The sequence below is a fragment of the Streptomyces sp. NPDC002588 genome (assembly GCF_040295925.1).
GTDB lineage: Bacteria > Actinomycetota > Actinomycetes > Streptomycetales > Streptomycetaceae > Streptomyces.
Map to the genome: position 1 here is coordinate 24,722 of NZ_JBEOWF010000068.1, position 25,473 is coordinate 50,194.

Consider the following 25,473-nt stretch of genomic DNA (forward strand, 5'->3'; position numbering starts at 1 on the left):
CCGCGGCACAGTTCAACGATGGGGAAAATGCGGCCCTGTTGAGCCGACTTGTCCGCGATGGTGCCGAACCCCTGTGGGTTCGAATCCCGAAGGCGGCTCCGTAATGCATTGAGATCAAGGACGGCACGGCCACCTTCACGTCGTCGCTGCCGGTGCCGGTGCCGCCCTGATCGGTCCGCTGGTCGCGGGGTTGCGGCCCTGACCCGCTACGAGGTGACGGTCACGGCTCCGCGTGCGTTGTGGACGACGGCATCCTCGCGTTCGCCGTAGGCCCGGAAGACCGCGACCGCCTCGTCACGAAGCACGTCCGGGGAACAAGCCGTCCTGTCGGTCGGGGTCATGTGCCCGGGCGGATGTCGGGTGCGAAGCGGGCCAGGGCGACGGTCTCGATGGCCGCGATGATGTTGTACGCCAGTGCGGACACGGCGGTGAGGACTGCGACCGAGGCCCAGAGGTGGTCGTAGTCGAAGGTGGAGGAGTCCTTGAGCATGGCGTAGCCGAGGCCCTGCCCGGTGGAGAGCCATTCGGCGAGCATCGCGCCGATCAGGGCTCCGGGGACGCCGACGCGGGCGCTGGCGAAGAACGCGGGGACCGCGCTGGGCAGCATGACCTTGCGGGCGATGGTCCAGCCTCCGGCGCCGTACGCGCGGCACAGGTCGGCCGCCTGGCGGGAGGCGGAGCGCAGGCCGAAGGTCATGGTGACCAGAGCGGGGAAGAAGACGACCAGACCGCTGATGACGGTGGTGGCCATCAGGCCGCGGCCGAAGATGAGAGTGATGAGCGGGGTCATCGCCACCAGGGGCACGGACCGCACGACGACCGCCATCGGCAGCAGCGCCTGCTCGACGCTCCGCAGCAGGACGAAGACGACCGCCACCCCCACCGCCGCCACGAGCCCGGCGACGAAGCCGAACCCGGCGTCGAGCAGCGTGCGGCCCAGACCGGAGGAGACCACGGAGCGGTGGGCGCCCGCGTCCGTGTCCGTGAACAGGTAGTGGAAGATGTCGATCGGTGACTTGGCCACCAGCGGGTCCAGGTCGTAGATCTGCAGGAAGACGATCCACAGGACGATGACGGCCGCCATCGTCACGACCACGTTCATCAGCGGGCGCAGCGCACCCGCCGCGAAACGCACCGCGGGGGCCGTCCGCGTCCTGGTCGCGGTGCTCATGCGTGTCCGCCTTCCACTGTCGTCGTGCGCGACCACGGCAGGGCATAGCGGGCGACGAGCCCGACCACGCCGTACGCGACGCCTGCCACCGCGCCCGAGACCAGGGCGATGCCCCAGGTGCGGGGCACGTCGAGTTGCTGCTGGGCGATGGTCATGGCGATGCCGAGGCCGCTGTCGACGCGGCCGAGGTACTCTCCGATGATCGCGCCGAGCAGCGCCGCCGGACCGGCGATCTTGAGGGCTGCCAGCGTGCTGGGCAGCGCGGCGATCAGGCGGACCCGCAGCATCTGCTGCCAGCGGCCGCCGCCGTAGGCGCGTACCAGGTCCAGCGCGGCCGGGTCGGCCGAGCGCAGCCCGAGCAGCGCGCCGATGAGGGTGGTGAAGAAGACCGACAGCCCGGCCATCGCCGACATCGGCTTGTCACCGTCGAGGACGAGCGACAGGATCGGGCCGATCGCCACGATCGGCAGGCAGTAGGAGGCCACCGCGATCTGTGTGATCACCCGCTCCAGCACGGGCACCAGCAGGACCAGCACCGCCAGCCCCAGTGCCAGTCCGTTGCCGATCAGATACCCGGTCAGGGCCTCGCCCGCGGTCTGCGTGACATGCGGGCTGTAGAAGGACCAGCCGTCGTCGAACACGCTCGCCACGACCGCCCACGGGGTGGGCACGCCGTCCCCCGTGCTGACGACCGTGGTGGACAGCAGCGACCACGCCCCGATCAGAGCCGCGATGCCGACGGCCCCGCCGGCCCAGGCGGAACGCCGCGCACTCATGACGCCTCCGTCGCGGGCTCGGGGGCGTCGGCGGGGATGCCGGCGCGGCCGAACAGGAGTTCCGACAACTGGTCGGCGTAGGCGTGGAATGCGGGGGAGCGCATCATCTCCGGGGTGCGGGGGCGGGGCAGGTCGATGGTGACGGTCTCCACGATGCGGCCGGGCCGGGGGGACATGACGGCGACGGTGTCGCTGAGCAGCACGGCCTCGTTGATGGAGTGGGTGACGAGCAGGGTGGTCACCGCTCGGGCCTGCCAGATGCGCTGGAGTTCGAGGTTGAGCCGCTGGCGGGTCATGTCGTCCAGCGCGCCGAACGGCTCGTCCAGCAGCAGCACCTTGGGGTCGACGACCAGCGAGCGGGCGATCGCGACGCGCTGCCGCATGCCGCCGGAGAGCTGGGCGGGGCGGGCCTTCTCGAAGCCTTCGAGGCCGACCAGCTTGATGAGGTCGGCGATCGCCGCCGGGTCGGCCTTGATGCCGCTGATCTCCAGCGGCAGCCGTATGTTGGCGGCGACCGAGCGCCACGGCAGCAGTGCGGCGTCCTGGAAGGCGATGCCCAGGTGGTGCCGTTTGCGGGCCGACTCCGGGGCCTCGCCGTGCACGAGTGCCGTACCGGCGGTCGGGCTGTCGAGCCCGGCGAGGATCCGCAGAACGGTCGACTTGCCGCAGCCCGACGGCCCGAGCAGCGCGAGGAACTGGCCCTCGGTCGTGTCCAGGTCGACGCCGGCCAGTGCGGGTACGCGGCGCCGGCCGAGCTTGAACTCCTTGCTCAGGCCGCGCAGGGACAGCCCGGTGCCGGCACCGGACGGTGCGGAGTCGTCGGATGCTTCGGGAACGCCGGTTGCGGTACTCATCAGGTGGTGACCTCTGTGTGCGGTGCGGGTACGGGAAGCCGGTACCGGCGGGCCGACGGGGCCGCACCGGTACCGCCGGAGCCTCAGATGAGGCTGGGGTCTTCCTTGTAGAGCTCTTCGAGGATCGAGAGGTCGAAGAGCTTGTCGGCGGTGATGTCGAGGCCGCCGTACTTCAGCGTCTTGATGTTCTCCTCGATCAGCTCCGGCGTGACCGTGAACAGGCCGTTCTTCTTGGTGTCGGCGCTCACGATCAGCTTGTTCTGGTCCTCGGACTCGAGGGTCTGCTCCTTGGTGGTCAGCCCGAGCCCCTTGCCGTACGTCTCGGCCGCGAGCTTCCCGCCGAGCGCCGGGTCGGCGATGCTCGCCTTCCAGCCCTTGATCTCCGCGCGGAGGAACGCCTTGAGCAGCTCGCGCTGCTTGTCGATGGTGTCCTGGCGGACACAGTACGTCTCCGAGACCAGCGGGTAGCCGGTGTCGGCGAGCAGCATCGTCGAGACCTTGAAGCCCTTCAGGCGCAGCGTGTTCGGCTCGTTCGTCGCGAAGGAGAACCAGCCGTCCACGGTGCCCTGCGTCAGCGGCAGCGGGTCGAACTGCACCGGCACCTTCGTGATCTTCGACCCGTCCAGCCCGGTGGCCTTGAGGTATGCCGCCCACACGGACTCGTTGCTCGCCTGGACGCCGATCTTCTTGCCGTACATGTCCTCCGGCTTGGTGATCGGGGCCTTGGCCATCGACATGATGCAGAACGGGTTCTTCTGGTACTGCGCGCCGATGATCTTCAGTGGCGCGCCCTTGGCGACGGCGGCGCCGGTGATGTCGGGGGCGCTGATCGCGACGAGTGCCTTCTTGGTGACGACGTCCGTCTCCATCGGCGTCGCGGACGGGCCGCCGCCGATCAGCGTGACCTTCGAGAAGCCCTCGTCCGTGTAGTAGCCCTTGCTGTCCGCGATGTAGCTGCCCGCGAACTCGACGTTCTTGATCCAGGACAGCCGCAGTGTCAGCTCACCGAAACTCTTGGAACCGGAGGACGCGGAGGAGGCCGAGGCCGACGAGTCGGAGTCGCCGCATGCGGCGAGCAGCGGGCCGCCGAGCATCACGGCACCGCCGAGTTGCAGTCCCCTCTTGAGGAAGAGACGGCGGTCGGCGGCGAACGCTCTGTCGTCGCTGCTCGAACTTCTGGTCATTGCACGCGTTCCTTTCGCTGGCCGGGTGGGCACCGGCTCATGGCGGACATGAAGAACCTGGACGGGCGGAACATGGAGGTGGCGAAGCCCGGACACGGCCGCGCCGGTCTCGGGTCGGGCGGCGACCTGGGGTCACAGACCCCGGGTCAGTGGCCGAGGAGGCGTTCGGGGGTGAGGCCGTCGGTGATGGTGCGGTCGGCAGGGACGGGGTGGCCGCTGCCGGTGCTCGCGATCCGTACGGTGAATTCGGTGGCGACCTCACCCCCGCCAGGTAACGGAACCGCCGGGGCGAAGCGTTCGGTGGGCATCCGGCCGGGCTGCCGGCCGGCGGCGGCCGCTTCGGCCATCGAGGGCAGGGGAGTGATGCCGATGCCGCCCGTGACGGGTACCTGGCGCTGGGCCGCCACGAGCGGGACGTGGTTGCGCGGGGGCGGGACCCTCAGCCGCCGGCCGACGGTGAGGTGTTCGTGGCTGCGGCTGGTGGCGGAGGCGAGGGAGATCGCGTGGACGATGACGTCGAGGGTCTTCACGGCAGTCCCCTACGCGGTGAAGAAGTGGCTCAGGCCCAGGTCCCGCAGTCCGCGCCGGTAGGCGACGGAGCTCCGGTCGGCCGGGATGTTCACTTCGAGCCTGGGGTCCAGGGGGAGGTTCTCGGGTTTCTGGACCTCCACGATCGCCCGGTCCTCCTCGAAGACCGTCCGGTTGAAGTCGTATACCGCCTGGGTGGGTTGGTCGGTGTCGAAGTTGCGGGCGATCGGGGCGAACATGCGGGTCCGGCGGGCCGAGACCGGTGAAGCGGCGTTCATGATGTCGAGGAGTCCGCCGTCGGGGAAGTGCACGGTCAGCGTTGCCGTGAACGGCAGGTGTACGTCGAAGTGGCGCAGCCACTGGAAGCCGGGCGGGGCCTTCTCGGCGCCGCGCGGATAGTTGCTGACCGTGCTCCAGTAGTCCACGGAGAAGCCGTACCGGTGGCGGACCGGCGTGTAGTCGGGGACCTCGACGTTGTCGGGGTCGCCGAAGGACTCCAGGTGGACGAAGCCGAAATGGGCGACGTCGAGGAAGCCTTCGAGCTGGCGGCCGGCGAAGGCCGCGATGTCTATCCAGGGGCAGTTGATCTGCTGGAATCCCGCGTCGTCCCAGTGGGCCATGGCCGGGATCACCGGATCGGTGTCCGGGGCCGGCCGCAAGCAGGTCCACACCAGCCCGTACCGCTCGACGACGGGGTAGGTCCGCAGGTTCAGCCGGGACGGGATCTTCGACTCCGGATGCGCCGGCACCTTTACGCACCGTCCGCCGTCACCGAAGCGCAACCCGTGATACGCACAGGTGATGCCGCTCCCGTCGCCCGTGCCCAGGCTGAGCGGGACACCCCGGTGCGGGCAGATGTCGTGGGCCACGACCACGCTGCCGTCCACCCGGTAGGACACCAGGGGCACGTCGAGCAGGCGTACGGCGGCCGGGGTGTCGCCGATCTCGCTCGACAGGGCGACCGGGTACCAGTACTGGGCGAGGATCGCCCAGTCGTCGGTGTCGAACGTGCAGTCCCGGGGCGGGGCAGGGCGGGGCAGAGCAGTGGTCATGCGAAGGTCCTTCTACGAAGCGCGGCCGGAACGGCCCGGCAGGCACCCATGAGGCGCACACGCCAGGACGACGGCGTCAGGAGAAGTGCGTGGGGACGGCGCGTGGCGTCGAGCCGGTCCAGGGAGAGCGACACCGCGGAACCGCGGACCGGGCAGGCCCACCGGCCGCGGTCATCGGTACGCGGTCAGGCGTGAGAGCTCTCGGACGCCGCATGTGAACCGTGCGCCACACGTCCGCGCGTCCAGGCGGACTGGTGGACACGGCACCGGAGGTCCATGCAGCACTCGCTGACAAGGCTCATCGAGCTTCCCTCCGTGCTCAGTGCCGACTTCCTCTCGCCGGACGACCAAGGCGAGAGTGACGCACGGAGATTGCCCAGTCATTCCGCGTTTGTTACTTACGGATTCCATGCCCGGATTGCCCACGGGTGATCGCGGCACCCATTGCAATAAGGGCGACGACGGGGCCGGGTTCGTCGTTTCCGTGCCCGCGGGCGACTTGTGGGCGCGGCGTGAGATGGGTTTGTTTCGATGGCGTTGCCCCTGTCTTCATTTCGGCGACCGGCGCCTTCACCATCGCGATTTCATGATGTGACCTGCGTCACGATTGGTTTGCTTGCGTGAAGCCCGTGCGGCCGTCGGGGTGTCGGCCGGCGGTTCGCGGTCGGGTGCGCCGGCCGCTGCTCCAAGTGGCTTGGGGCGCACGATAAATGACTGCCCATCAGATGATTTGTCCGCTGGCTGGATATGTGTGGCGGGGCGGCGGATCGTTCGCAGGAAAGCCGCGCCCCCTGTGAAGGATTCGTGGATGCTGCAAGTGAACTTTGTGTTGACTGTGTGCCGAGAGGGATTGATTCGGCCCTAGATTTCGCCGTGTAGACCGCGAACATCGCACATTTCGCCCACGTGTTTGGGCATCGCTCCGGCTGGGGGGTCTGGGTTCGTGTCGGGATTCTTCGACGATTTCTGGTCATGGATAGTCACGGTGACAGCCGAGACATCGTGGCGTGAGGTGATGCCACTGGGCCTCGCCGGCGCCTTCGTCTGGGGGCTGTGGCTTTACCGGGCGGTGCTCTCCCGCTTCGCCAAGCCCGTGGTGAACAACTACCGGACCACGGTGTCCGTGGTGGTCCCGGCGTACCGGGAGGACGCCGACATCCTGGTGGACTGCCTGGACACCTGGCTGGCGCAGGATCCCACCGAGGTCATCATCGTGCCGGACGTGGAGGACGCGGAGGTCCTGCACAGGCTGGCGCAGGTGCGCGACCCCCGGGTCCGGGTGCTGCCCTTCGAACACCGCGGCAAGCGGTCGGCGTTGGGCGTGGGCATCCGCGCCGCGACCAGCGAACTGGTGGTGCTGGTCGACTCCGACACCCGTTGGGAGCCGGGGTTGCTGGCCGCCGTCCAGATGCCGTTCGTCGACCCCGCGGTCGGCGGCGTCGGCACCCAGCAGAACGTCTACCAGCGCCGCACCAGTGTCTGGCGGCGGGTCGCCGACTGGCTGGTCAACCTCCGCTACTACGACTACGTCCCGGCCATGGGCCGCGCGGGCGCCGTGGCCTGCCTGTCCGGCCGTACGGCGGCGTACCGGCGGGCCGCGATCGAGCCCGTCCTCGAGAACCTGGAGAACGAGTTCTTCCTGGGCCGGCGCTGCGTCGCCGGTGACGACGGACGGCTGACCTGGCTGGTGCTCGCATCCGGTTACAAGACCGTGCACCAGTCATCGGCGCGGGCGATCTCGATGTTCCCCTCCTCGTTCCGCGCGTTCGTCAAGCAGCGGGTGCGCTGGAGCCGGAACTCCTACCGCTGCTACCTGACCGCCCTGTACAAGGGCTGGCTCTGGCGGGTCCCCCTGGTCACCAAGATCACCGTGCTGCAGATCCTGCTGACACCGGTGACGATGGGCATGGCACTCGGGTATCTGGTCTTCAGCCGCCTGGAGTTGACCGGCAGGGGCGTGGTCCTGGTGCTGATCTGGCTGCTCGTGGGACGCGGCATCCGCGGCTACTCGCACCTGCGCAGGCATCCGCAGGAAGTGCTGCTGCTGCCTTTGCTGGCCCTCGTCGTCATCATGATCTCGCTGCCGATCAAACTGTTCGCATTCGTGACGATGAACAAGCAGGGCTGGCTCACCCGCACCAGCAACAGCGTCGGCGGCGAGGGACAGAACTCCGCGTCCCTCGGCGGCGCGGCACGGACCGCCACGGCCACGTGGGCGGAGGTGCAGCAGTCATGACGCGTCATCACCTCCGGGCAGGCGCCCGCGCGATCGTCGTGCTGGCTCTCGCCGCCGGTGCGCTCTTCGCTTCCGCCACCATCGCCCCGGCCGCCGACGGCGATGACAAGCCGCAGGTCAACGCCACGGACGCGGAGAACGAGACCGCGCTCGTGGCCGCCGAGGACCACCGCCTGGACCAGGTCCGCGCGGTCGCCGCCGTCGCCCCGCTGAAGGGCGGCCAGTGGAAGGCGCCGTACCGGCTGGACACCGGCAGCGGCTACACCCTGGTCCTGACCCAGCGGAGCAACGCCTACACCGTCTCGGACCTGCTCGAACTGGCTCCGCAGACGTTTGTCCGCGAGCGGGACGGCTCCTACCTGCTCACCGAGAACATCTACCTCAACGCGGGCGCCAAGCTGAAGCTGTCCAACCCCGGCGGGCTGACCCTGCGGATGGCCAGCAGCAACAAGGGCTTCGTGAGCATCGTGTCGTTCGGCGGCCGGCTCACCCTGGAGGGCACCCCGCAGGCGCCCATGCGGATCCTGAGCTGGGACAACCGGAAGAACAAGACGGACACCGACGTACGGGACGGCCGGGCGTACATCCGGGCCATCGGCGGCCAGTTCTCCATGACGTACGCCAAGGTCAGCGACCTCGGGTTCTGGAGCGGCCGCACCGGCGGCCTGAGTCTCACCGGGACCGACCGCCCCGACACCGGCAACATCAAGGACTCGACCGTGTCGTCGGGCACCGACGCCGGCAGCGGCGGCGTGGTGGCCCAGCCCTCCGGGTCGCTGGCCACACCGGACACCCGGTTCTCGGTGCCCAGCCTGTCGTACGTCTCGGCGGAGATCGGCCACTCCAGCCTCACAGGCAACGCGTACGGCCTGTTCATCTCCGGCGCCAACGGCGTCAGCATCAGCGACAGCACGGTGCAGAAGAGCCTGGAACACGGCGTGGTCCTGCACCGGTTCGTCACCAACGCGGTCGTCGAGCGGACCGTGTCCAAGGACAACGGCGGCGACGGGTTCGTCCTGGCCCGGGCCACCCAGCAGGTGCGGGTCAGCGGCTCCACCGCCAAGGGCAACGGCGGGAACGGCTTCACCCTCAGCGGCCGGCCGCTCGCCGGCGGCCCCTCCGCCTCGGGCGAGTCCATCAGCAGCTACGGCTCCAACTCCGTGTCCGACAGCACCGCCACGGACAACGGCCACTACGGCATCGAGATCTTCGGCGGCACGGACGTCGGCGTGCAGAACAACCGGGTCGAGGGCGGCGACATGGGCATAGTGGCCCGTAAGAACGCCACCAAGGTGGCCATCACCGGAAACCACCTCAGCGGCCAGTCCCGGCAGGGCATCTCGGTGCGCGACGGAGTGACCGGCGCGACGATCACCGGCAACATCGTCGAAAGCACCGACACCGGTATCTACGTACGGGACTCGGTGGGCGAGATCCGCGGCAACACCGTCCAGGACGGCACCAACCACGGCATCAGCCTCGTCGGATCGGTCGACAAGTCACTCGTCTCCTACAACGTCGTCTCGGGGGTGGGCCCGAGCGCGCTGGACACCACCCGCGCCCACGGCGACATCACCGTGAAGCAGAACCAGACGTTCGCCTGGCACGACACCAGCTCCTTCTGGATCAAGTTCCGGCACTACGCCAGCCCGATGACCCTGCTCTGGGTGGGCATTCTGCTGCTCATCCTGTTCTCGGCGGCGCTGGGCCGCCGCCAGCTCCGCCGCGGGCACCGTCGCGGCAGCCGGCGCGTCCTCGGCACGCATCCGTACGAGGACAAGATGCCGCTGGTCAGCGCGCCCGTCCGGGAGATTCCCGCCGGTCGGACGCCCGAGCACGGCTGGTTCTCGAAGGACGACGACCAGGAGACCACCAGCCTGCGCGCCCTGACGCCCGAGACCGCCCCGGCCGGGCGGCCGCCCCTTCGATGAAGGGCCACCGCCGGGCATCCGCCCGCCTTCCCCTGTCCCTGCCGACCGCGCGACCGGACCGGAGCCGCCGCCATGTCATCCACCCAGCCCATGCAGCCGACCCCGCCGCCCGCCCCTGAGGGCGGCCGCTCCCGGCAGCCGGCTCTCTGGCTGGCCGCGGGCGCGTTCCTGGTCGCCCTGATCGCGCTCGTCGTGGCGGTGGCGGGCGGCGGCGGCTCGGACCCGAAGGTGACGGCCGGCGCCACCACCGCCGGCCCCAGGCCGGGGGCGACCGTACCGCCCTCGGCCGATGCCGCCCGGTCGGCGCTGCCGACCCGGTCGGCCACCGTCGCGGCCCCGACCGCACAGGCCACCAGCGGCTCGGTGCCCGCCTCGGCGGTCGCCTGCCCGAAGGCCTCCGTCAAGGTGAGCGACGCCACCACGCTCGAGCAGGCCCTCGCCCAGGCGCGGCCCGGAGACAGCATCTCCCTGGCCAACGGCACCTACGCGGGCAACTTCACCGCCGAGGTCTCCGGAACGGCCGCGAAGCCGATCTTCCTGTGCGGCGGTTCCGGAGCGGTCATAGACGGCGGCGGCACCGACGACGGCTACGCCTTCCACCTGGACCGTGTGAGCTACTGGCGGCTCGTCGGCTTCTCCGTCCGCGACGCCCAGAAAGGCGTGATGGCGGACGGCGTGGTCGGCACCGTCATCCAGGGGCTCACCGTCGAACAGATCGGTGACGAGGCCATCCACCTGCGGGACTTCAGCTCGGACAACATGGTCCGGGACAACACCGTCCGTGCCACCGGGCTGCGCCGCGAGAAGTACGGCGAGGGCATCTACATCGGCACGGCCAAGTCCAACTGGTGCACCGTCAGCGCGTGCGACACGGACCGGAGCGACCGCAACGTCGTACGCGGCAACCACATCAGCGACACCACCGCGGAGGCCGTCGACATCAAGGAGGGCACCAGCGACGGCAAGCTCATCGACAACACCTTCGACGGATCGAAGCTGAGCGGCTCCCACAACAACGACTCCTGGGTCGATGTGAAGGGCAACGGCTGGCTGCTCCAGGGCAACACCGGAAGCCATTCGCCGCTGGACGGCTTCCAGACCCACCAGATCGTGCAGGGCTGGGGCACCGGGAACACCTTCCGGGGCAACACCGCCAACGTGGACGGACCCGGCTACGGCTTCCACCTCACGTCCGACGGCAACAAAGTCACCTGCGACAACAAGGCGAACGACGCGGCCGAGGGCCTCTCCAACGTCGCCTGCACCTCCTGACAGCCCACACTCTGGAGACCCCCGTGACCTCGACCTCCACGGAAGACACGCACAGACCCACCCCCCGGCTCACCGTCATCGGCACCGGCTACCTCGGTGCCACCCATGCCATCTGCATGGCCGTCCTGGGCTTCGACGTCCTGGGCGTGGACGTCGACCCGGTCAAGATCGAGCGGCTGAACTCGGGCGAGGTGCCCTTCTTCGAGCCCGGACTGCCCGAACTGCTCGCGAAGGCCCTCGACACCGGCCGGCTGCGCTTCACCACGGACTTCGCCGAGGCCGGCGAGTTCGGCGACGTCCACTTCCTGTGCGTGGGCACGCCCCAGCAGCAGGGCTCGCACGCGGCGGACCTGCGCTACGTCGACAGCGCGGCCACGGAACTCGCCCGCCATCTGCGCAGACGCACGCTGGTCGTCGGCAAGTCCACCGTCCCGGTGGGCACCGCCGCCCGGCTGACCGACCTCGTCCAGCAGACCGCCCCGGCCGGAACGGACGTCGAACTCGCCTGGAACCCGGAGTTCCTGCGCGAGGGCTACGCCGTGGAGGACACCCTGCGCCCCGACCGTCTGGTCTTCGGCACCACGTCGGAGTGGGCCGAGGCGCAGCTGCGTGCCGCCTTCGCCCCGGTGATCGCCCAGGGCACCCCGGTCGTCGTCACCGACCTGCCCACCGCCGAACTCGTCAAGGTCGCCGCCAACTCCTTCCTCGCCACCAAGATCTCCTACATCAACGCCATGGCGGAGGTCTGCGAGGCGACGGGCGCCGACGTCACCGGTCTCGCGACCGCGCTGGCCCACGACGACCGGATCGGCGGCCGGTTCCTCAAGCCCGGCCTCGGCTTCGGCGGCGGCTGCCTGCCCAAGGACATCAGGGCCTTCAGCCACCGCGCCGAGGAACTGGGCGTCGGCCAGGCCGTCTCCTTCCTCCGCGAGGTCGACGCCATCAACCAGCGCCGCCGGGCCCGCACGGTCGACCTGGTCCGCGAACTGGCGGGCGGCGAACTGGCCGGCGCCAGGGTGACCGCGCTCGGGGCGGCGTTCAAGCCCAACTCCGACGACATCCGGGACGCCCCGGCACTGGACGTGGCGCGCACCCTGCACCAGGCCGGCGCCCAGGTGACCGTCATCGACCCCGCGGCCACCGAGAACGCCCGGCGCGTCTACCCCGACCTGCAATACGGCACCGACGTGCTCACCGCGGCCCGGGAGGCGGAGGTGGTGGTGCTGCTCACCGAGTGGACCGAGTTCCGCGAGATCGACCCGCACGCCCTGGGCGCGGTCGTCTCCCGCCGCCGCATCGTGGACGGCCGCCACGCCCTCGACCCCGCCCAGTGGCGCGCCGCGGGCTGGGAATACCGGGCCCTGGGCCGCCCCTGACCCCACCCTCCCCGGCGCACCGAGGGGCGCGGTGCGCTGACGGGGCGCCGGCACGGATACCGGCTCGTGCAGTGGACGTCCGGGTCCGCGTCGTCGAGACCGAGGCCGGCGGCGGGGCCGTCCGCGCGGGCGACCCGGTCCGCTGTTCCTCGGCGTGGACGGGCCACGACCCGCACCGGTTCGCCCGCCCACCGAACTGCGACCGCGCCGCGCGCCGGGGCGGGAGCGAGACATCTCCGCCCCGCCCCCGCCCCGGCCGGTCAGGGGCGGGGGCGCGGTACCCGACGCCCGTCCGCCCGCCGGTCAGCCCAGCACCCGCACCGGTGCGCCCGTCAGATACCCCCGGATCGCCTCCACCGCCTGCCCGTAGTACCGCTCGTAGTTCGCGCGGGACACGTATCCGAGGTGGGGAGTCGCCAGCAGCCGGGGTGCCGTACGCAGCGGATGGCCGGGCGGGAGGGGCTCGATGTCGAAGACGTCGACCCCCGCCCCCGCGATCCGCCCCTCCCTGAGCGCCGCCACCAGCGCCTCCTGGTCGACGATCGCCGCCCGCGAGGTGTTGACCAGATACGCCGTCGGCTTCAGCAGCGCCAGCTCGGCCGGACCGATCAGCCCCCGCGTGCGGTCGCCCAGCGCCAGGTGGACGGAGACGAAGTCGCTCTCGGCCAGCAGCTCCTCCTTCGAGGGCGCGAGCCGCACACCCACCTCCCCGGCCCGCTCCGCCGTCAGGTTCTGGCTCCATGCGCTCACCTCCATCCCGAAGGCCGCCCCGACCCGCGCCACCAGACTGCCGGTCTTCCCCAGTCCCAGCAGACCGAGCCGGCGTCCGTGCAGATCGGCGCCGACCGTGGACTGCCAGGGGCCGCCCTCCCGCAGCGCGGTGTTCTCCCGCACCAGCCCCCGGGCCAGGCCCAGCAGCAGCGCCCAGGTCAGCTCGACCGGCGGTGTCGACGAACTCTCCGTGCCGCACACCGTCACGCCGTTCGCCTCCGCCGCCGCGTAGTCGATCACCGAGTTCCGCATGCCGGAGGCGATCAGCAGCTTCAGCCTCGGCAGCCGGTCCAGCAGCGACGCCGGGAAGCGAACGCGTTCCCGCAGGGTGACGACACAGTCGAAGCCGGCGAGCGCCGCGGCCAGTTCGTCCTCGTCGTCGAAGTGCTCGGTGAAGGAGACCACCTCCACCTCCGCTCCCGGCACCGACCAGTCGGCGAAGGCCGTCGCGACGTTCTGGAAGTCGTCGAGCGCGGCACAGCGGAAGGACGTGGCAGGAACGGCAGGCCTGGCGGGCATCGTGATTCCTTCGAGTGGGGGCGGATCCGATGCGAGGTTACGGTGAGCGCGTGACCAACACCTCCGCGGGCGCGGGCGGCGGCTACTCCGGCACCCCGCTCGCCAAGAAGCTCGGCATCAGGACCGGGACCGAGCCCGGCGACCGGACCAGGCTCCGGCTGCGCCACGCCCCGCCCGGCTGGGAGATCCCCGGGCTGCCCGCCGGTACCGACCTCGCCCCCGGCGGCCCACGCGACGCCGACATCACCGTCGCCTTCTACCACTCGCACGCCGACCTCGCCGCCGAAACCCCGGCCCTCGTCCGCGATCTCGCCGACGACGCCATGCTCTGGATCGCCTGGCCACGCAAGGCCGCCGGACACGTCAGCGACATCACCGAGAACGACCTGCGCGACCTCTTCCTCCCCCTCGGCGTCGTCGATGTGAAGGTCGCGGCGCTGGGGGAGGACTGGTCCGGTCTGAAATTCGTACGGCGACGGGAAAATCGTAGTAAACGGGGCGTCAAGTGAACCGATGCCGGGGCAACCTCCGTATCTGAGGCAACATCTTGGTGAATGACGGGCGTCGCGTGACGGGAGCGCGGGTGCGGGCCGTCGGCCGGACGGACGGAGTGGAGAACGGTGAGCGACACGGTGGAGCCCAGGATCGCCGTTGCCGTGGTGACCATGGGGAACCGGCCCACGGAGGTCGACGCCCTGCTGGAGTCCGTGGCCAAACAGGACCTGGCGCCCACCCGCATCGTGATCGTCGGCAACGGCTGCCGGCTCCCCGAGCTCGCTGACCGCCTCACCCTGCCCGGTGAGGTCACCACGATCGACCTCGACGAGAACCTCGGCTGCCCAGGCGGCCGCAACGTCGCCCTCGCCCGGCTCCGGGAGTACGGTGACATCGACGTCGTGGTGGAGCTGGACGACGACGGGCTGCTCGTGGAGCCCGAGGTGCTGCGCCGCGTACGGGACCTGTACGCCGCCGACCCCCGCCTCGGCATCGTCGGCTTCCGCATCGCCGACGAGCACGGCGAGACCCAGCGCCGGCACGTCCCGCGCGTCGGCGCCGCCGACCCCATGCAGGGCGGGTACGTCACCGGGTTCCTCGGCGGCGGGCACGCGTTCAGCATGGAGATGCTCGCCGAGATCGGTGACTGGCCGGCCGAGTTCTTCTTCGCGCACGAGGAGACCGACCTCGCCTGGCGCGCCACCGACGCCGGCTGGAAGATCCTCTACGCGCCCGAACTGCTGCTGCAGCACCCGAAGACCTCACCCGCCCGGCACGCCATCTACCACCGGGTCACCGCCCGCAACCGGGTCTGGCTGGTCCGGCGCAACCTGCCGCTGCCGCTCATCCCGGTCCACCTGGGCGTGTGGATCGGGGTCACGCTGCTGCGCACCCGCTCGCTCGGCGCCCTCAAGGCCTGGTTCGGGGGATTCGCGGAGGGGGTGCGGGTGCCGGCCGGCCCACGGCGTCCGATGCGGTGGCGCACGGTCTGGCGACTGACCCGCCTCGGCCGGCCACCGGTCATCTGACCCGCGCCTGCGAAGCCCTCCGAAGCCCTCCGGCAACGAATCGCTGACATATTGCCAACGGGTGTCCGTGTCCCGTCCCGCCCCCTCATTTCGCGTCGGCATAGCACTCCACCACCGCCGTCGTGAACGGAAACCGCACCGGCGTCTCGCCGAACGTCAGCCGCCCCGCCAGCTCCGCCGCCTCCCGGATCGCCGCGGCCACCGCCTCCGCCTCCTCCTCGGGACAGTGCACGATCACCTCGTCGTGCTGGAAGAAGACCAGCTCGGCCGCCATCCCCGCACAGGTGCGCCGCAGCGCGGCGAGCAGCAGCAGTGCCCAGTCGGCCGCGCTGCCCTGGACGACGAAGTTGCGGGCGAAGCGGCCACGCGCGCGGGCGTTGGACGAGGCGTGTCCCGGGACCCACTGGCGGTCCTCGGACATCGTCTCGCCGTCGCCCACGGCCGCCGCGGCGTCGACGGCGTCGACCGGGATGCCCGCCTCGTCCGTCCCCGTGTCGTCCGTGCCCGCGGCCGGGGGGCAGGTCCGGCCCAGCCAGGTCCGTACGAGCCGGCCCTCCTCGCCGGCCCTGGCCGCCTCGTCGACGTACGCCACCGCGCGCGGGAAGCGGCGGCGGAGCGCGGCGAGGTTCTTCAGGCCGTCGCCGGAGGTCTGGCCGTAGACCGCGCCGAGCACGGCGAGTTTCGCCTGGCCGCGGTCGCCGGAGAAGGCGCGGTCGGAGACGGACTGGTAGAGGTCGGTCTCCTGGCCGGCCACCTCCATCAGGCCGGGGTCGCGGGAGATCGCCGCCAGGACGCGTGGCTCCATCTGGTCGGCGTCCGCGACCACCAGCCGCCAGCCGGGGTCGGCGACCACGGCACGCCGGATGACCTTGGGGATCTGCAGGGCGCCCCCGCCGTTGGTCACCCAGCGGCCGGTGACCGTGCCGTGGGCCAGGAACTCGGGGCGGAAGCGGCCCTCGCGCACCCAGTCCTGGAGCCAGGACCAGCCGTGCGCCACCCAGATGCGGTACAGCTTCTTGTACTCGACCAGCGGTTTCACGGCCGGGTGGTCCAGCGACTCGAGCTCCCAGCGGCGCGTCGACCTCACCCGGATCCCGGCCTGGCCGAACGCCTTGATCACGTCGGCGGGCAGGTCGGGCCGGACCCGGCGCCCGAAGGCGGCCGACACCTCGTCGGCCAGCTCGGCCAGCCTGCGCGGCTCACCGCCGCCCGCGTACCGTTCGCCCAGCAGGTCGTGCAGTACCGCGCGGTGGACTTCCGCGCTCCAGGGGAGCCCGGCCCGGTTCATCTCGGCGGCCACCAGCATCCCCGCCGACTCGGCCGCCGTCAGCAGCCGCATCCGGTCCGGGTGCCCGGTCCGGTCGTGCCTCCTCTGCTGCTCGGCGTAGACCTCGGCGAGGTCGGTCAGCGGCAGCGCGGCGGACCGCACGGACTGCGGCTCGAACAGGGAGGACTGGGCGCCGGGAGCGGCGGAGTGCAGCGGCGGGTCCGGCGGTACGGGGCCGCCGCGCAGCCGCGCCAGGGCGGCGGCGGCCGAACGGGGCTGCCCGTACCGGCCCTCGTGGCCCAGGAGGAGGGTCTCGGCGTCCTCGACGTCGTAGCACCGCTCCACTCGCACCCCCGTGGCGAGCAGGCGCGGATACACCTCGGCCGTGGAACGCCAGACCCAGCGGGTGACGTCGGGCCGCTCGCGCACGGCCCGCGTCAGATCCGCCTCCCGCAGCACCGGACCGGAGGGCAGCCCGTCCGGACCGAGGGGGGCGAGCTCGGCGCCACCGTCCTCGGCCGGCGCGAGGGCCCACCGGTCGGTCATGCTGCGAGTGTGCCAGGGGGGTCTGACAACGGCCCTCAGCCGTCGCTGTCCAGCGGCTTCGCCACCGCGATCGTGGCCAGGACCTCGGTGAGCCACTCCTCGGTGCGCGCCTTCTCGAGGCCGAGGCCGCTCAGGACGCCCGTGCCGTTCTCGAACTCCAGCAGCGCCAGCAGGATGTGCTCGGTGCCGATGTAGTTGTGGCCGAGGCGGAGCGCCTCGCGGAAGGTGAGTTCCAGGACCTTCTTGGCGTCCGAGCCGTACGGGATCAGCTCGGGCACCTCGGCGGCGGCCGGCGGGAGCGCGGCGGTCGCGGCCTCGCGGACCGCGTCCAGGGTGACGTCCTGCTTCTCGACGGCCTTCGCCGCGAGGCCCTCCGGTTCGGAGAGCAGGCCGAGCACCAGGTGCGTGGGCAGACCTTCGGCGTTGCCGGCCGCCTTGGCCTCGTTGTGCGCGGCCATGACCACGTTCCGCGCGCGGGGGGTGTAGCGGCCGAAGCCCTGGCTCAGATCGACGTCGGTCGACTCCTTGGGCACGAACCGCTTCTGCGCGGCCTGCCGGGTGACGCCCATGCTGCGGCCGATGTCGGTCCAGGAGGCGCCCGAGCGGCGGGCCTGGTCCACGAAGTGCCCGATCAGGTGGTCGGCCACCTCGCCGAGGTGATCGGCGGCGATGACGGCGTCCTGGAGCTGGTCGAGCGGCTCTTCGTGGACCTTCTTGATGGCCGCGATGAGTTCGTCGAGACGGATGGATGAGGTGGGGTCGGGTCGCTGACTCGTCATGCGTCAACCCTAGGTTGACAGTGGAGGGGTGTCAACCTCGGGTTGTCACTCTTCTCGCCGTCCCCGCACGCGCGCGTGTCACCATCGACCGGTGAGCAGCACCGTTGACACAGCCTTCCGATCCGCGCTCTACGACAGCACCGACACCGCCCTCGACACGGGCGCCTCGCTCCTCGCCGCAGACCCGGCGGCGGACGCCGAACTCGCCCGGCGCGGCGCGGAGTTCGTGGCGGCGGTGTGGCGGCGCGGCTGGCAGCCCGCCGACGTCGTCCGGATCGTGCGGCGCGAGCTGGACGACGTCCACGTACGTCTCGTCGCGGCGCTGATCCGCGCGCAGGCGCCGGACGACCGGGTGCGCGGCCCGCGCTGGGCCGCCCAGCTGGCCGAACTGCCCACCGGGGACCCGCCCCGTACCGACCGTTTCACGCACGCCGCCGCCGTCCTGGAGCTCTACCGGCTGCTCCTGCGTCTGCCCGCCCTCGAACCCCTTCAGGAGCCGCGGGAGCGACGGACGCGACAGCCGGGCCACCGGTCCGACTCCCGCATGCTCACCCGCATCCGCGCGCTGCTCGCCAAGGCGGAGGCGACCGGCTATCCCGAGGAGGCGGAGGCGCTCACCGCGAAGGCGCAGGAGCTGATGGCACGGCACAGCGTCGACGAGGCGCTGTTCGACGCCGAGGCACCGGACCCGGACGCGCCCGGCGCCTGCCGGATCGGTGTGGAACCGCCGTACGAGCAGGCCAAGGCGGTGCTGCTGGACGCGGTCGCGGGCGCCAACCACTGCCGGGCCGTGTGGAACGAACCCTTCGCCTTCTCCACGGTCGTCGGCTTCGAAACCGATCTGGAGGCGGTGGAACTGCTCTACACCTCGCTCCTGGTGCAGGCCCGCACCGCGATGACGAAGGCGGAGGCGGCCCAGCGCGCGGGCGGCCGCAGGCGCACCAAGACCTTCCGGCAGTCCTTCCTCGCCGCGTACGCCCATCGCGTCGGCAGCCGGCTCGGCGAGGTCGCGGCCACCGCCGGGACCGAGGCGGGCGCCGGCCTGCTCCCGGTACTCGCCACCCGCGAGGTCGCGGTCACGGCGGCCGCCGACCGGATGTTCCCGGACACGGTCACCACCCGGCTGCGCGGGATCACCGACGAGGCGGGCTGGACCGAGGGCGCCGAGGCCGCCGACCGCGCGCAACTGCGGTCCAGGCCCCGGCTCCCGTGACGCGGGGCGCGGCGGTCAGTCGCCGGCCTGCTGGAAGGCGCTCACCGTCGCGTCCGGCTCTCCCGCGCCCTTCAGAGCGACATCGCCGTACGACCAGGTGAAGCTGCCGGTCTTGTCGGAGCCCGGCAGGCCGTACTTCACCGTCTTCACGGCGAGGCTCTTCGCGCCGCTCTCCCCGCGTACATAGGTGATCGTGAAGGTGACGGTGCCCTGCTCGGGGAACGTCAGCTTCTGCGCCTCGGCGGCCGCGTCCTTCCCGACGGTCGCGGAGGTGTCGCCGGCCGTCAGGTCGACGCCGGGGAAGCCGTCCAGGGTGCATTCGGCACCCTTGTTCGTGAGGGTGACGGTGACGTTGCCGGTGTCCCCGGCGGCGGGGGCGGCATCGACCGGGCCGACCTCCTGGCCGAGATCGCCGAAGGCGCACGCGGAACCGGCGGCCTTGCTCTTGGAGCCGCCGGAATCGCCGGAATCGCCGGAGCCGCTGTCGTCGCCACTGGAACAGGCGGTGAGGAGGAGGGCCGCGGCGAGGGCGGTGACGGTGATCGGAACGACGCGCATGTGGGGTCCCCTGAGGTTCGTGAAGGTGCTCGGAGGATCATCACGCACGCGTGCGGCGATCCGTCGCGCGCCCCCGTCGCACCCCTACGAGCCCAGCCCGGCCGTGGGCAGCCCCGAGGGCCACTGGCCGCTCTCCGCCTTGGTGTACGTCTCCTTGCCGGCCGCGCCGGTCCAGGTGATCTTGAGGGAGTCGCCCGCGACGGAGTCGACCATGCCGGTCGTGCGGTCCTTCGAACCGGTCGCGCACTTCAGATAGATCATCTGCATCCCCGCCGCGTCCCCGGCGGTGCCGCTGCACACCGTCCCGCCGGTGGCGAAGAGGGCGGCCTGCTTGCCCGTGATGACCAGTGCCACGGCCTTGCCGTCGGCCGTGGCCAGCCAGCTGCCCTCCAGCCCGCTCGAAGCCGTGGCCGTGGCGGCGGCGCCGGTCGAGGCAGAGGCGCCCGAGGTGGGCGTTCCGGCCTGCGCGGTCGGAATGGCGGCGGAGCCGTCGTCGGACCCGCCGCCACCGCACCCGGTCAGCGCGAGCGCGCCCGTCAGCGCGGCGGCCACGGCCACGGCCCGCACCGGCCGACGGGACGTGCCGCGCGAGTAGATCGCCGAAGTCACTGCAAGCTCCCAGGGTGTTGCCGGACGGTCGGGCCCGCCGGTGGAACCGGAGGCCCGGAGGGACCGCAGCAAGCTACCAGCCCGCCTCCGCAGAACCCTGGGCGCGGCCTGTGACCTTCGAGGGCGTACCTGTGATCTTCGGGGACGGCCTCCGCACCCCCGGCGCGCGCCGGGGGTGGGCCTGCCCGCGCGTGCTCACCGGGCGCCGTCGGACCCGCGGCGGGCAGTGTGCGGGCATGAGTGACGCACCTCTCTCCATCGACTATAGCTAATGGATGTCGTTTTCATTAATATGGCGGCATGGCACGCAACGAACTCCGCCCGGTCGTCAGGCTCCGGTCCACGGCGGGGACCGGATTCACCTACGTCACCCGCAAGAACCGCCGCAACGACCCGGACCGTATGACCGTCAGGAAGTACGACCCGGTCGCCGGCCGCCACGTCGACTTCCGAGAGGAGCGCTGACCCGTGCGCGAATCGATCCACCCCGCCTACGGCCCCGTCGTCTTCCGGGACCGTGCCGCGAACCACGCCTTCCTCACCCGTTCGACGCTCTCGGCGACGCAGGGCGGGAAGACCGTCGAGTGGGAGGACGGCCGGACCCACCCGGTCGTCGACGTCGAGATCTCGAACGTCAGCCATCCCTTCTACACGGGCACGGCCCGCGTCCTGGACACCGCCGGACGCGTCGAGCGCTTCGAACGCCGGTACGGAAAGAAGAACTGACCCCGCCGTCGTGATCGTCGGCACGTCACCCGGTCTCCGCCCGGCGGCAACGGGCCCGTGATCGAGAACGCCCGCGAGAAGGCCCTGCTGTCGTACGGCGTCGATGGCCCGCACGGTCTCGGCGGTGGTACGAACCGAACCGGTCCGGACGTCCAGTGATTCTGGACGCCGGGTGCCCGGGCGGTCGCCCGAACGCCCGACCCCGTCCGCCGTCCGCGGCCACCCCGATTCGCCCCCGCGTACGATCCCCACGGTCGTACGCGGGGGCGAACGCATGTCGTCCCGAGGGCGATTGGTCAGGACCTGTTGCCGGTCATCCGGGCGGACGGCACGGAACCCCCACGTCCGGAGTCGGGTCCGCCGCGGGCAGCCGGATGGCGGGAGTCCGCCGCGGCGGCACCCTCCAGCACGGTCCCGAGCCCATGGACAAGCCCTTTTGGCGCCGATTCGCCTCCGTGTCGACGGAACATCAGGGCCGCGCAGAGCGTCTGTCCATGTGCATGAGTAGTCCGATCCGAACTACTTCCCGGCGGGTAAAGCGCGCGCCAAAGCTGTAACCGTGCGAGCACCCGGCGTGCACGTGCATCTGCTCATGCAACTGCACATGAACGGGGTTATGATCCGGGACAGTTGACCACGGCACCAATGGCCACACGAGCCAGTGCACCACCAGGGAGCGACCTGTGGACCACCACGTTGACGGGGGGCACGACGTGTACAACGGCATGACGGCCACACAGCTGTACGGGGTTGCCTGGCAGAAGAGCCGGCACAGCAACTCGCAGGGGTCCTGCGTGGAGTTCGCGCGACTGCCGGGCGGGGATGTGGCGGTGCGCAACTCGCGCTTCCCCGACGGTCCCGCGCTCGTCTACACGCGGGCCGAGATCGAGGCGATGCTGCTGGGCATCAAGGACGGCGAGTTCGACCATCTGATCGCGAGCTGACCGGCCCGCGATCGCCGCCTTAACCGGGCAAACGGGGCGTAAACGGTTTACAACGCGCGTAGAACCGCGGCACCAAAAAAGGCGCCGCGGTTCGTCATTCGGCGGGTGTGTTCAGCCGAAAGAGCGCCCAGACGACCTTGCCGCCCAGGCTGCCGGAGAGCGGGTGCCAGCCCCAGCCGTCGGCGAAGGAGTCGACGAGGAACAGGCCACGGCCGGACTCCGCCGAGAAGTCCTCGCCCTCGCGGGGCAGCGGGCTGTCGTGGCTGTGGTCGCGCACCGCGCACACCAGGCGCTCGGTCCACCGCATCAGGTGCAGCCGCACGGGCGGATGCTGGTCCACCGGACAGGGAGGGGCCGTGTCGGGGGACAGTCCGTGCCGCAGGGCGTTGGTCACCAGTTCCGAGACGACCAGACAGACGTCGTCGAAGCGGTCGCCCACATCCCACTGGCCCAGGGTTCTTCTGGTGAACTGCCGTGCCTCGCGCACCGCTTCGAAGCGGGCGGGAAGGGCGCAGGAGGCGGCGTCGGACACGGCCGCGGGATCAAGCGGCGGAAGGCCCTGCCGTAACGGCTCGAGCATGGTCGATCCATTCGTCCCCATGCGAGGCACTCCCGGGATTCGCGGTCGTTGCGATGCAGCGGTGGCGCGGGACCATGGTTTCTGATGCGCACGGCGGATGCAAGGGCAGATGCACGTGCACGTGACCGAAATGGGCCTGCCCGTACCGCTTCTTGGCCATTTTTTCCGCCATCTTCTCGTCGTTCACCAGGCCATCCCTTGCTTTCTCCTCACCCTTCCCTTCCGTCGCTCTGTGCGTATCCTTTGGCTTCTTTCCATCTCTGTAATCGGACGAGTACTGCTCGAAGTGTTTTAGTGGCAGACTGCGGGCCCTGAGGACGGTTGGGGAGGCTGGCAAGGTGAGCGCGGGAGAGCCCGGATCGGTGGTGCGGCGGATGCTGCTCGGCTCGCAACTACGGCGACTGCGTGAGGCACGCGGCATCACGCGGGAAGCGGCGGGCTACCACATCCGGGCGTCGGAGTCGAAGATCAGCCGGATGGAGCTGGGCCGGGTGAGCTTCAAGACCAGGGACGTGGAGGACCTGCTGACGTTGTACGGCATCACGGACGAGACGGAGCGCCAGGCGCTCGTCGGACTCGCCCGCGAGGCCAACGTGGCGGGCTGGTGGCACAGTTACTCGGACGTGCTGCCCAACTGGTTCCCCACCTACGTCGGGCTGGAGGGCGCGGCCTCGCTGATCCGCGTCTACGAGGTGCAGTTCGTGCACGGACTCCTGCAGACCGAGGCGTACGCCCACGCGGTCGTCACCCGCGGCATGAAGGGCGCGAGCACGGCCGACATCGACCGGCGCGTGGCGCTGCGCCTGGAGCGGCAGAAGTACCTCGTCGCCGAGAACGCCCCCGACCTCCACATCGTCCTCGACGAGGCCGCCCTGCGCCGGCCCTACGGCGACCGCGAGGTGATGCGCGGACAGCTCCAGCACCTGATCGAGATCTCCGAGCGGCCCAACGTACGGCTGCAGATCATGCCGTTCAGCTTCGGCGGGCACTCCGGTGAGTCCGGCTCCTTCACCATCCTGAGCTTCCCGGAGTCCGACCTGAAGGAGGTCGTGTACCTCGAGCAGCTCACCAGCGCCCTCTACCTGGACAAGAACGAGGACGTGAGTCTCTACGAGCAGGCCCTGAAGGAGCTGCAGCGGGACAGCCCCGGCCCCGACGAGAGCCGGGACCTGCTGCGCGGGCTGATCCAGCTGTCCTAGGAGCCGCCTCGGGGTCCAGGCCTAGGGTTTCCCCTCGAGTAACCGGGGCCCCGCCCCAACGTCCTTGCGACACACGTACGATGACGTGTGATCAGATCGTGATGTCGATCGCAGCAGGGGATTGAGGGATCACATGTCGTCCTACTTCACGGACCTGGCCCAGCAGTACATCGACGGTAAGTGGCGTCCTGGGACGGGTTCCTGGGACATCATCGACTTCAACCCCTACGACGGTGAGAAGCTCGCGTCGATCACGATAGCCACCGTCGACGAGGTCGACGAGGCCTACCGCAGCGCCGCCCGAGCGCAGAAGGAGTGGGCGGCGACCAACGCCTACGCGCGCCGCTCGGTCTTCGAGAGGATGCTGCGGCTGGTGGAGGAGCGCGAGGCCGAGATCGGCGAGGTCCTGGTCGCCGAGGCCGGCAGCACCCTCGGGAAGGCCGCCTTCGAACTCCACCTGGCCAAGGAGTTCCTGCGCGAGTCGATCCACCTCTCGCTGCGCCCCGAGGGCCGTATCCTCCCCTCGCCGATCGACGGCAAGGAGAACCGCGTCTACCGCGAGCCCGTCGGCGTCGTCGGTGTGATCAGCCCCTTCAACGTGCCGTTCCTGCTGTCGCTGAAGTCCGTCGCCCCCGCGCTGGCCCTCGGCAACGGCGTGGTGCTCAAGCCGCACCAGAACACCCCGATCGCAGGCGGCACCATCATCGCCAAGCTGTTCGAGGACGCGGGTCTGCCCCCGGGCCTGCTGAACGTCGTCGTGACCGACATCGCCGAGATCGGCGACGCCTTCCTGGAGCACCCGCTCCCGCGGGTCATCTCCTTCACCGGCTCCGACAAGGTCGGCCGCCATGTCGCCACGGTCGCCGCCTCGCACTTCAAGCGGTCGATCATCGAACTCGGCGGCAACAGCGCCTTCGTCGTCCTCGACGACGCCGACGTCGACTACGCGGTCGACGCGGCCGTCTTCAGCCGCTTCGTCCACCAGGGGCAGGTCTGCATGGCCGCCAACCGCATCCTGGTCGACCGCTCGCTCGCCGAGGAGTTCACCGAGAAGTTCGTCGCCAAGGTGAAGACGCTGAAGGCCGGCGACCCGCGCGACCCGCAGACCCTCATCGGCCCCGTGATCAACTCCCAGCAGGCGGAGACCGTGTCCGGCGCCGTCGAGCAGGCCGTCGCCGAGGGCGCGACCGCCCTCCTCCACGGCACGACCACCGACAACCTCGTCGAGCCGTCCGTCCTCACCGGCCTCCCCCTCGACTCCGCGCTGCTCCAGCAGGAGGTCTTCGGACCGGTCGCCTTCATCAACACCTTCGACGGCGAGGAGGAGGCCCTCCGTCTCGCCAACGACACGCCGTACGGGCTGAGCGGCGCCGTCCACACCGCCGACGTCGAGCGGGGCGTGGCCTTCGCCAAGCAGATCGTCACCGGCATGTTCCACGTCAACGACGCCACCGTCCACGACGAGCCGATCGTGCCCTTCGGCGGCGAGAAGAGCTCCGGCGTCGGCCGGCTGAATGGCGAGACGACCGTGGAGGCCTTCACCACCACCAAATGGATCTCGGTCCAGCACGGCCGCAGCGGCTTCCCGTTCTGAGGCTTTTCCCAGGGCCGTCACCTGGGCCCACCACGCCCTGAAACAGATGGCGAAGCAGGGACCGCCGGCCGAGCACCGCCCGCCCCGCACCGAGTACGAGGTGACCGGGGCGGGCACCGAGGAGTACCCCCGCCTGCTCCGCGAGACACTGGCCGACCAGTAGGGCCCTACTGATGGATCTCCGCGGCGTCGCGACGCCCGGCACGCACTCTCGCCGCACCGGACAAAAGCCCTAGTAGCTCCGCTACGAGGGCTTCCGCCCGGC

The 25,473-nt window shown here is 70.7% G+C and carries 25 protein-coding genes and 1 pseudogene; 13 read left to right on the forward strand and 13 right to left on the reverse strand.

What is annotated here, in order from left to right; all coding sequences use genetic code 11:
- Positions 1-206: 206 nt before the first annotated feature.
- From ABT057_RS45815 to ABT057_RS45845, 7 genes are all read right to left on the reverse strand, one after another.
- Entirely contained in the window at positions 207-341 is a 135-nt protein-coding gene (locus ABT057_RS45815; protein ID WP_352350714.1) for a hypothetical protein, read from the reverse strand.
- Positions 338-1,171 (reverse strand): ABC transporter permease, encoded by an 834-nt coding sequence (locus ABT057_RS45820; protein WP_352350716.1) that lies wholly within the window; start codon positions 1,169-1,171, stop codon positions 338-340. Before ABT057_RS45820 ends, ABT057_RS45815 begins: the two co-directional genes overlap by 4 nt.
- Positions 1,168-1,947 (reverse strand): ABC transporter permease, encoded by a 780-nt coding sequence (locus tag ABT057_RS45825; protein WP_352350718.1) that lies wholly within the window; start codon positions 1,945-1,947, stop codon positions 1,168-1,170. Before ABT057_RS45825 ends, ABT057_RS45820 begins: the two co-directional genes overlap by 4 nt.
- The gene (locus ABT057_RS45830; RefSeq protein WP_352350720.1) at positions 1,944-2,801 is read right to left on the reverse strand and encodes an ABC transporter ATP-binding protein; all 858 of its coding nucleotides are present in this window, start codon (positions 2,799-2,801) and stop codon (positions 1,944-1,946) included. The genes ABT057_RS45825 and ABT057_RS45830 overlap by 4 nt, the downstream gene beginning before the upstream one ends.
- Positions 2,802-2,884: 83 nt before the next feature.
- Complete coding sequence (locus ABT057_RS45835; RefSeq protein WP_352350722.1) at positions 2,885-3,985, reverse strand: ABC transporter substrate-binding protein; 1,101 nt, start codon at positions 3,983-3,985, stop codon at positions 2,885-2,887.
- A gap of 146 nt (positions 3,986-4,131) precedes the next feature.
- Positions 4,132-4,515, reverse strand: coding sequence for a ferredoxin reductase domain-containing protein (locus tag ABT057_RS45840; RefSeq protein WP_352350724.1), 384 nt, complete (start codon positions 4,513-4,515; stop codon positions 4,132-4,134).
- A gap of 9 nt (positions 4,516-4,524) precedes the next feature.
- Positions 4,525-5,565 (reverse strand): Rieske 2Fe-2S domain-containing protein, encoded by a 1,041-nt coding sequence (locus ABT057_RS45845; protein ID WP_352350726.1) that lies wholly within the window; start codon positions 5,563-5,565, stop codon positions 4,525-4,527.
- A gap of 985 nt (positions 5,566-6,550) precedes the next feature.
- On the opposite strand from ABT057_RS45845, the gene ABT057_RS45850 reads away from it, so the two are divergent.
- The 4 genes from ABT057_RS45850 (at position 6,551) to ABT057_RS45865 (ending at position 12,380) form a co-directional block, all read left to right on the forward strand.
- Entirely contained in the window at positions 6,551-7,801 is a 1,251-nt protein-coding gene (locus tag ABT057_RS45850; protein WP_352350728.1) for a glycosyltransferase family 2 protein, read from the forward strand.
- Complete coding sequence (locus tag ABT057_RS45855; protein ID WP_352350730.1) at positions 7,798-9,732, forward strand: right-handed parallel beta-helix repeat-containing protein; 1,935 nt, start codon at positions 7,798-7,800, stop codon at positions 9,730-9,732. The genes ABT057_RS45850 and ABT057_RS45855 overlap by 4 nt, the downstream gene beginning before the upstream one ends.
- A gap of 72 nt (positions 9,733-9,804) precedes the next feature.
- A complete protein-coding gene (locus ABT057_RS45860) occupies positions 9,805-11,004 on the forward strand; it encodes a right-handed parallel beta-helix repeat-containing protein (protein ID WP_352350732.1) in 1,200 nt (399 codons plus the stop codon).
- A 23-nt stretch (positions 11,005-11,027) separates the two neighbouring features.
- Positions 11,028-12,380, forward strand: a complete 1,353-nt coding sequence (locus ABT057_RS45865) for a UDP-glucose dehydrogenase family protein (protein ID WP_352350734.1) — start codon at positions 11,028-11,030, stop codon at positions 12,378-12,380.
- Between the two features lie 303 nt (positions 12,381-12,683).
- Here ABT057_RS45865 and ABT057_RS45870 read toward each other — a convergent pair whose 3' ends face one another.
- Entirely contained in the window at positions 12,684-13,670 is a 987-nt protein-coding gene (locus ABT057_RS45870; protein ID WP_352350736.1) for a D-2-hydroxyacid dehydrogenase family protein, read from the reverse strand.
- Between the two features lie 50 nt (positions 13,671-13,720).
- On the opposite strand from ABT057_RS45870, the gene ABT057_RS45875 reads away from it, so the two are divergent.
- Together ABT057_RS45875 and ABT057_RS45880 are read left to right on the forward strand one after the other, a co-directional pair.
- The gene (locus ABT057_RS45875; protein ID WP_352350738.1) at positions 13,721-14,179 is read left to right on the forward strand and encodes a DUF3052 domain-containing protein; all 459 of its coding nucleotides are present in this window, start codon (positions 13,721-13,723) and stop codon (positions 14,177-14,179) included.
- Between the two features lie 111 nt (positions 14,180-14,290).
- Positions 14,291-15,193 carry a glycosyltransferase family 2 protein gene (locus tag ABT057_RS45880; RefSeq protein WP_352350740.1) on the forward strand — a complete coding sequence of 301 codons (903 nt, stop codon included), beginning with the start codon at positions 14,291-14,293 and terminating at the stop codon, positions 15,191-15,193.
- Positions 15,194-15,278: 85 nt separating this feature from the next.
- Here the strand turns inward: ABT057_RS45880 and ABT057_RS45885 are convergent, their stop codons facing one another.
- Both ABT057_RS45885 and ABT057_RS45890 read right to left on the reverse strand, forming a co-directional pair.
- Positions 15,279-17,006, reverse strand: a complete 1,728-nt coding sequence (locus ABT057_RS45885; protein ID WP_352350742.1) for a bifunctional 3'-5' exonuclease/DNA polymerase — start codon at positions 17,004-17,006, stop codon at positions 15,279-15,281.
- Between the two features lie 35 nt (positions 17,007-17,041).
- Complete coding sequence (locus tag ABT057_RS45890) at positions 17,042-17,785, reverse strand: Clp protease N-terminal domain-containing protein (protein WP_352350744.1); 744 nt, start codon at positions 17,783-17,785, stop codon at positions 17,042-17,044.
- A gap of 91 nt (positions 17,786-17,876) precedes the next feature.
- Here ABT057_RS45890 and ABT057_RS45895 point away from each other — a divergent pair, with 91 nt between their 5' ends.
- Positions 17,877-18,998 (forward strand): DUF2786 domain-containing protein, encoded by a 1,122-nt coding sequence (locus ABT057_RS45895; RefSeq protein WP_352350746.1) that lies wholly within the window; start codon positions 17,877-17,879, stop codon positions 18,996-18,998.
- A 15-nt stretch (positions 18,999-19,013) separates the two neighbouring features.
- Here the strand turns inward: ABT057_RS45895 and ABT057_RS45900 are convergent, their stop codons facing one another.
- Complete coding sequence (locus ABT057_RS45900) at positions 19,014-19,556, reverse strand: DUF4232 domain-containing protein (protein ID WP_352350748.1); 543 nt, start codon at positions 19,554-19,556, stop codon at positions 19,014-19,016.
- 84 nt (positions 19,557-19,640) lie between these two features.
- On the reverse strand, positions 19,641-20,165 hold the full coding sequence (locus ABT057_RS45905) for a hypothetical protein (RefSeq protein ID WP_352350750.1): 525 nt from the start codon (positions 20,163-20,165) through the stop codon (positions 19,641-19,643).
- 300 nt (positions 20,166-20,465) lie between these two features.
- Between ABT057_RS45905 and rpmG the strand changes: the two genes are divergently transcribed.
- The 3 genes from rpmG (at position 20,466) to ABT057_RS45920 (ending at position 21,835) form a co-directional block, all read left to right on the forward strand.
- Positions 20,466-20,630 carry a 50S ribosomal protein L33 gene (gene rpmG / locus ABT057_RS45910; protein ID WP_352350752.1) on the forward strand — a complete coding sequence of 55 codons (165 nt, stop codon included), beginning with the start codon at positions 20,466-20,468 and terminating at the stop codon, positions 20,628-20,630.
- 3 nt (positions 20,631-20,633) lie between these two features.
- The gene (locus ABT057_RS45915; protein ID WP_352350754.1) at positions 20,634-20,891 is read left to right on the forward strand and encodes a type B 50S ribosomal protein L31; all 258 of its coding nucleotides are present in this window, start codon (positions 20,634-20,636) and stop codon (positions 20,889-20,891) included.
- A gap of 725 nt (positions 20,892-21,616) precedes the next feature.
- The gene (locus ABT057_RS45920) at positions 21,617-21,835 is read left to right on the forward strand and encodes a DUF397 domain-containing protein (RefSeq protein ID WP_052183895.1); all 219 of its coding nucleotides are present in this window, start codon (positions 21,617-21,619) and stop codon (positions 21,833-21,835) included.
- Positions 21,836-21,929: 94 nt separating this feature from the next.
- On the opposite strand, the gene ABT057_RS45925 is transcribed toward ABT057_RS45920, so the two are convergent.
- Positions 21,930-22,415, reverse strand: coding sequence for an ATP-binding protein (locus tag ABT057_RS45925; RefSeq protein ID WP_352350756.1), 486 nt, complete (start codon positions 22,413-22,415; stop codon positions 21,930-21,932).
- A gap of 362 nt (positions 22,416-22,777) precedes the next feature.
- On the opposite strand from ABT057_RS45925, the gene ABT057_RS45930 reads away from it, so the two are divergent.
- The 3 genes and pseudogenes from ABT057_RS45930 to ABT057_RS49350 all read left to right on the forward strand — a co-directional run.
- Positions 22,778-23,614, forward strand: coding sequence for a Sco1979 family transcriptional regulator (locus ABT057_RS45930; protein ID WP_502974078.1), 837 nt, complete (start codon positions 22,778-22,780; stop codon positions 23,612-23,614).
- A 133-nt stretch (positions 23,615-23,747) separates the two neighbouring features.
- Positions 23,748-25,208 carry an aldehyde dehydrogenase family protein gene (locus ABT057_RS45935; protein ID WP_352350758.1) on the forward strand — a complete coding sequence of 487 codons (1,461 nt, stop codon included), beginning with the start codon at positions 23,748-23,750 and terminating at the stop codon, positions 25,206-25,208.
- Positions 25,209-25,236: 28 nt separating this feature from the next.
- Positions 25,237-25,359: pseudogene (locus ABT057_RS49350) on the forward strand (PadR family transcriptional regulator); the annotation flags it as partial.
- Between the last annotated feature and the right edge of the window lie 114 nt (positions 25,360-25,473).

Excerpts from the sequence above, each read along its gene's own strand:
- ABT057_RS45860 (WP_352350732.1), top strand. The coding sequence starts at position 9,805 with ATGTCATCCACCCAGCCCATGCAGCCGACCCCGCCGCCCGCCCCTGAG.
- rpmG (WP_352350752.1), top strand. The coding sequence starts at position 20,466 with ATGGCACGCAACGAACTCCGCCCGGTCGTCAGGCTCCGGTCCACGGCG.
- ABT057_RS45855 (WP_352350730.1), top strand. The coding sequence starts at position 7,798 with ATGACGCGTCATCACCTCCGGGCAGGCGCCCGCGCGATCGTCGTGCTG.
- ABT057_RS45830 (WP_352350720.1), bottom strand. The coding sequence starts at position 2,801 with ATGAGTACCGCAACCGGCGTTCCCGAAGCATCCGACGACTCCGCACCG.
- ABT057_RS45825 (WP_352350718.1), bottom strand. The coding sequence starts at position 1,947 with ATGAGTGCGCGGCGTTCCGCCTGGGCCGGCGGGGCCGTCGGCATCGCG.
- ABT057_RS45920 (WP_052183895.1), top strand. The coding sequence starts at position 21,617 with ATGACGGCCACACAGCTGTACGGGGTTGCCTGGCAGAAGAGCCGGCAC.
- ABT057_RS45900 (WP_352350748.1), bottom strand. The coding sequence starts at position 19,556 with ATGCGCGTCGTTCCGATCACCGTCACCGCCCTCGCCGCGGCCCTCCTC.
- ABT057_RS45890 (WP_352350744.1), bottom strand. The coding sequence starts at position 17,785 with ATGACGAGTCAGCGACCCGACCCCACCTCATCCATCCGTCTCGACGAA.
- ABT057_RS45815 (WP_352350714.1), bottom strand. The coding sequence starts at position 341 with ATGACCCCGACCGACAGGACGGCTTGTTCCCCGGACGTGCTTCGTGAC.
- ABT057_RS45870 (WP_352350736.1), bottom strand. The coding sequence starts at position 13,670 with ATGCCCGCCAGGCCTGCCGTTCCTGCCACGTCCTTCCGCTGTGCCGCG.
- ABT057_RS45885 (WP_352350742.1), bottom strand. The coding sequence starts at position 17,006 with ATGACCGACCGGTGGGCCCTCGCGCCGGCCGAGGACGGTGGCGCCGAG.
- ABT057_RS45845 (WP_352350726.1), bottom strand. The coding sequence starts at position 5,565 with ATGACCACTGCTCTGCCCCGCCCTGCCCCGCCCCGGGACTGCACGTTC.
- ABT057_RS45835 (WP_352350722.1), bottom strand. The coding sequence starts at position 3,985 with ATGACCAGAAGTTCGAGCAGCGACGACAGAGCGTTCGCCGCCGACCGC.
- ABT057_RS45925 (WP_352350756.1), bottom strand. The coding sequence starts at position 22,415 with ATGCTCGAGCCGTTACGGCAGGGCCTTCCGCCGCTTGATCCCGCGGCC.
- ABT057_RS45935 (WP_352350758.1), top strand. The coding sequence starts at position 23,748 with ATGTCGTCCTACTTCACGGACCTGGCCCAGCAGTACATCGACGGTAAG.
- ABT057_RS45820 (WP_352350716.1), bottom strand. The coding sequence starts at position 1,171 with ATGAGCACCGCGACCAGGACGCGGACGGCCCCCGCGGTGCGTTTCGCG.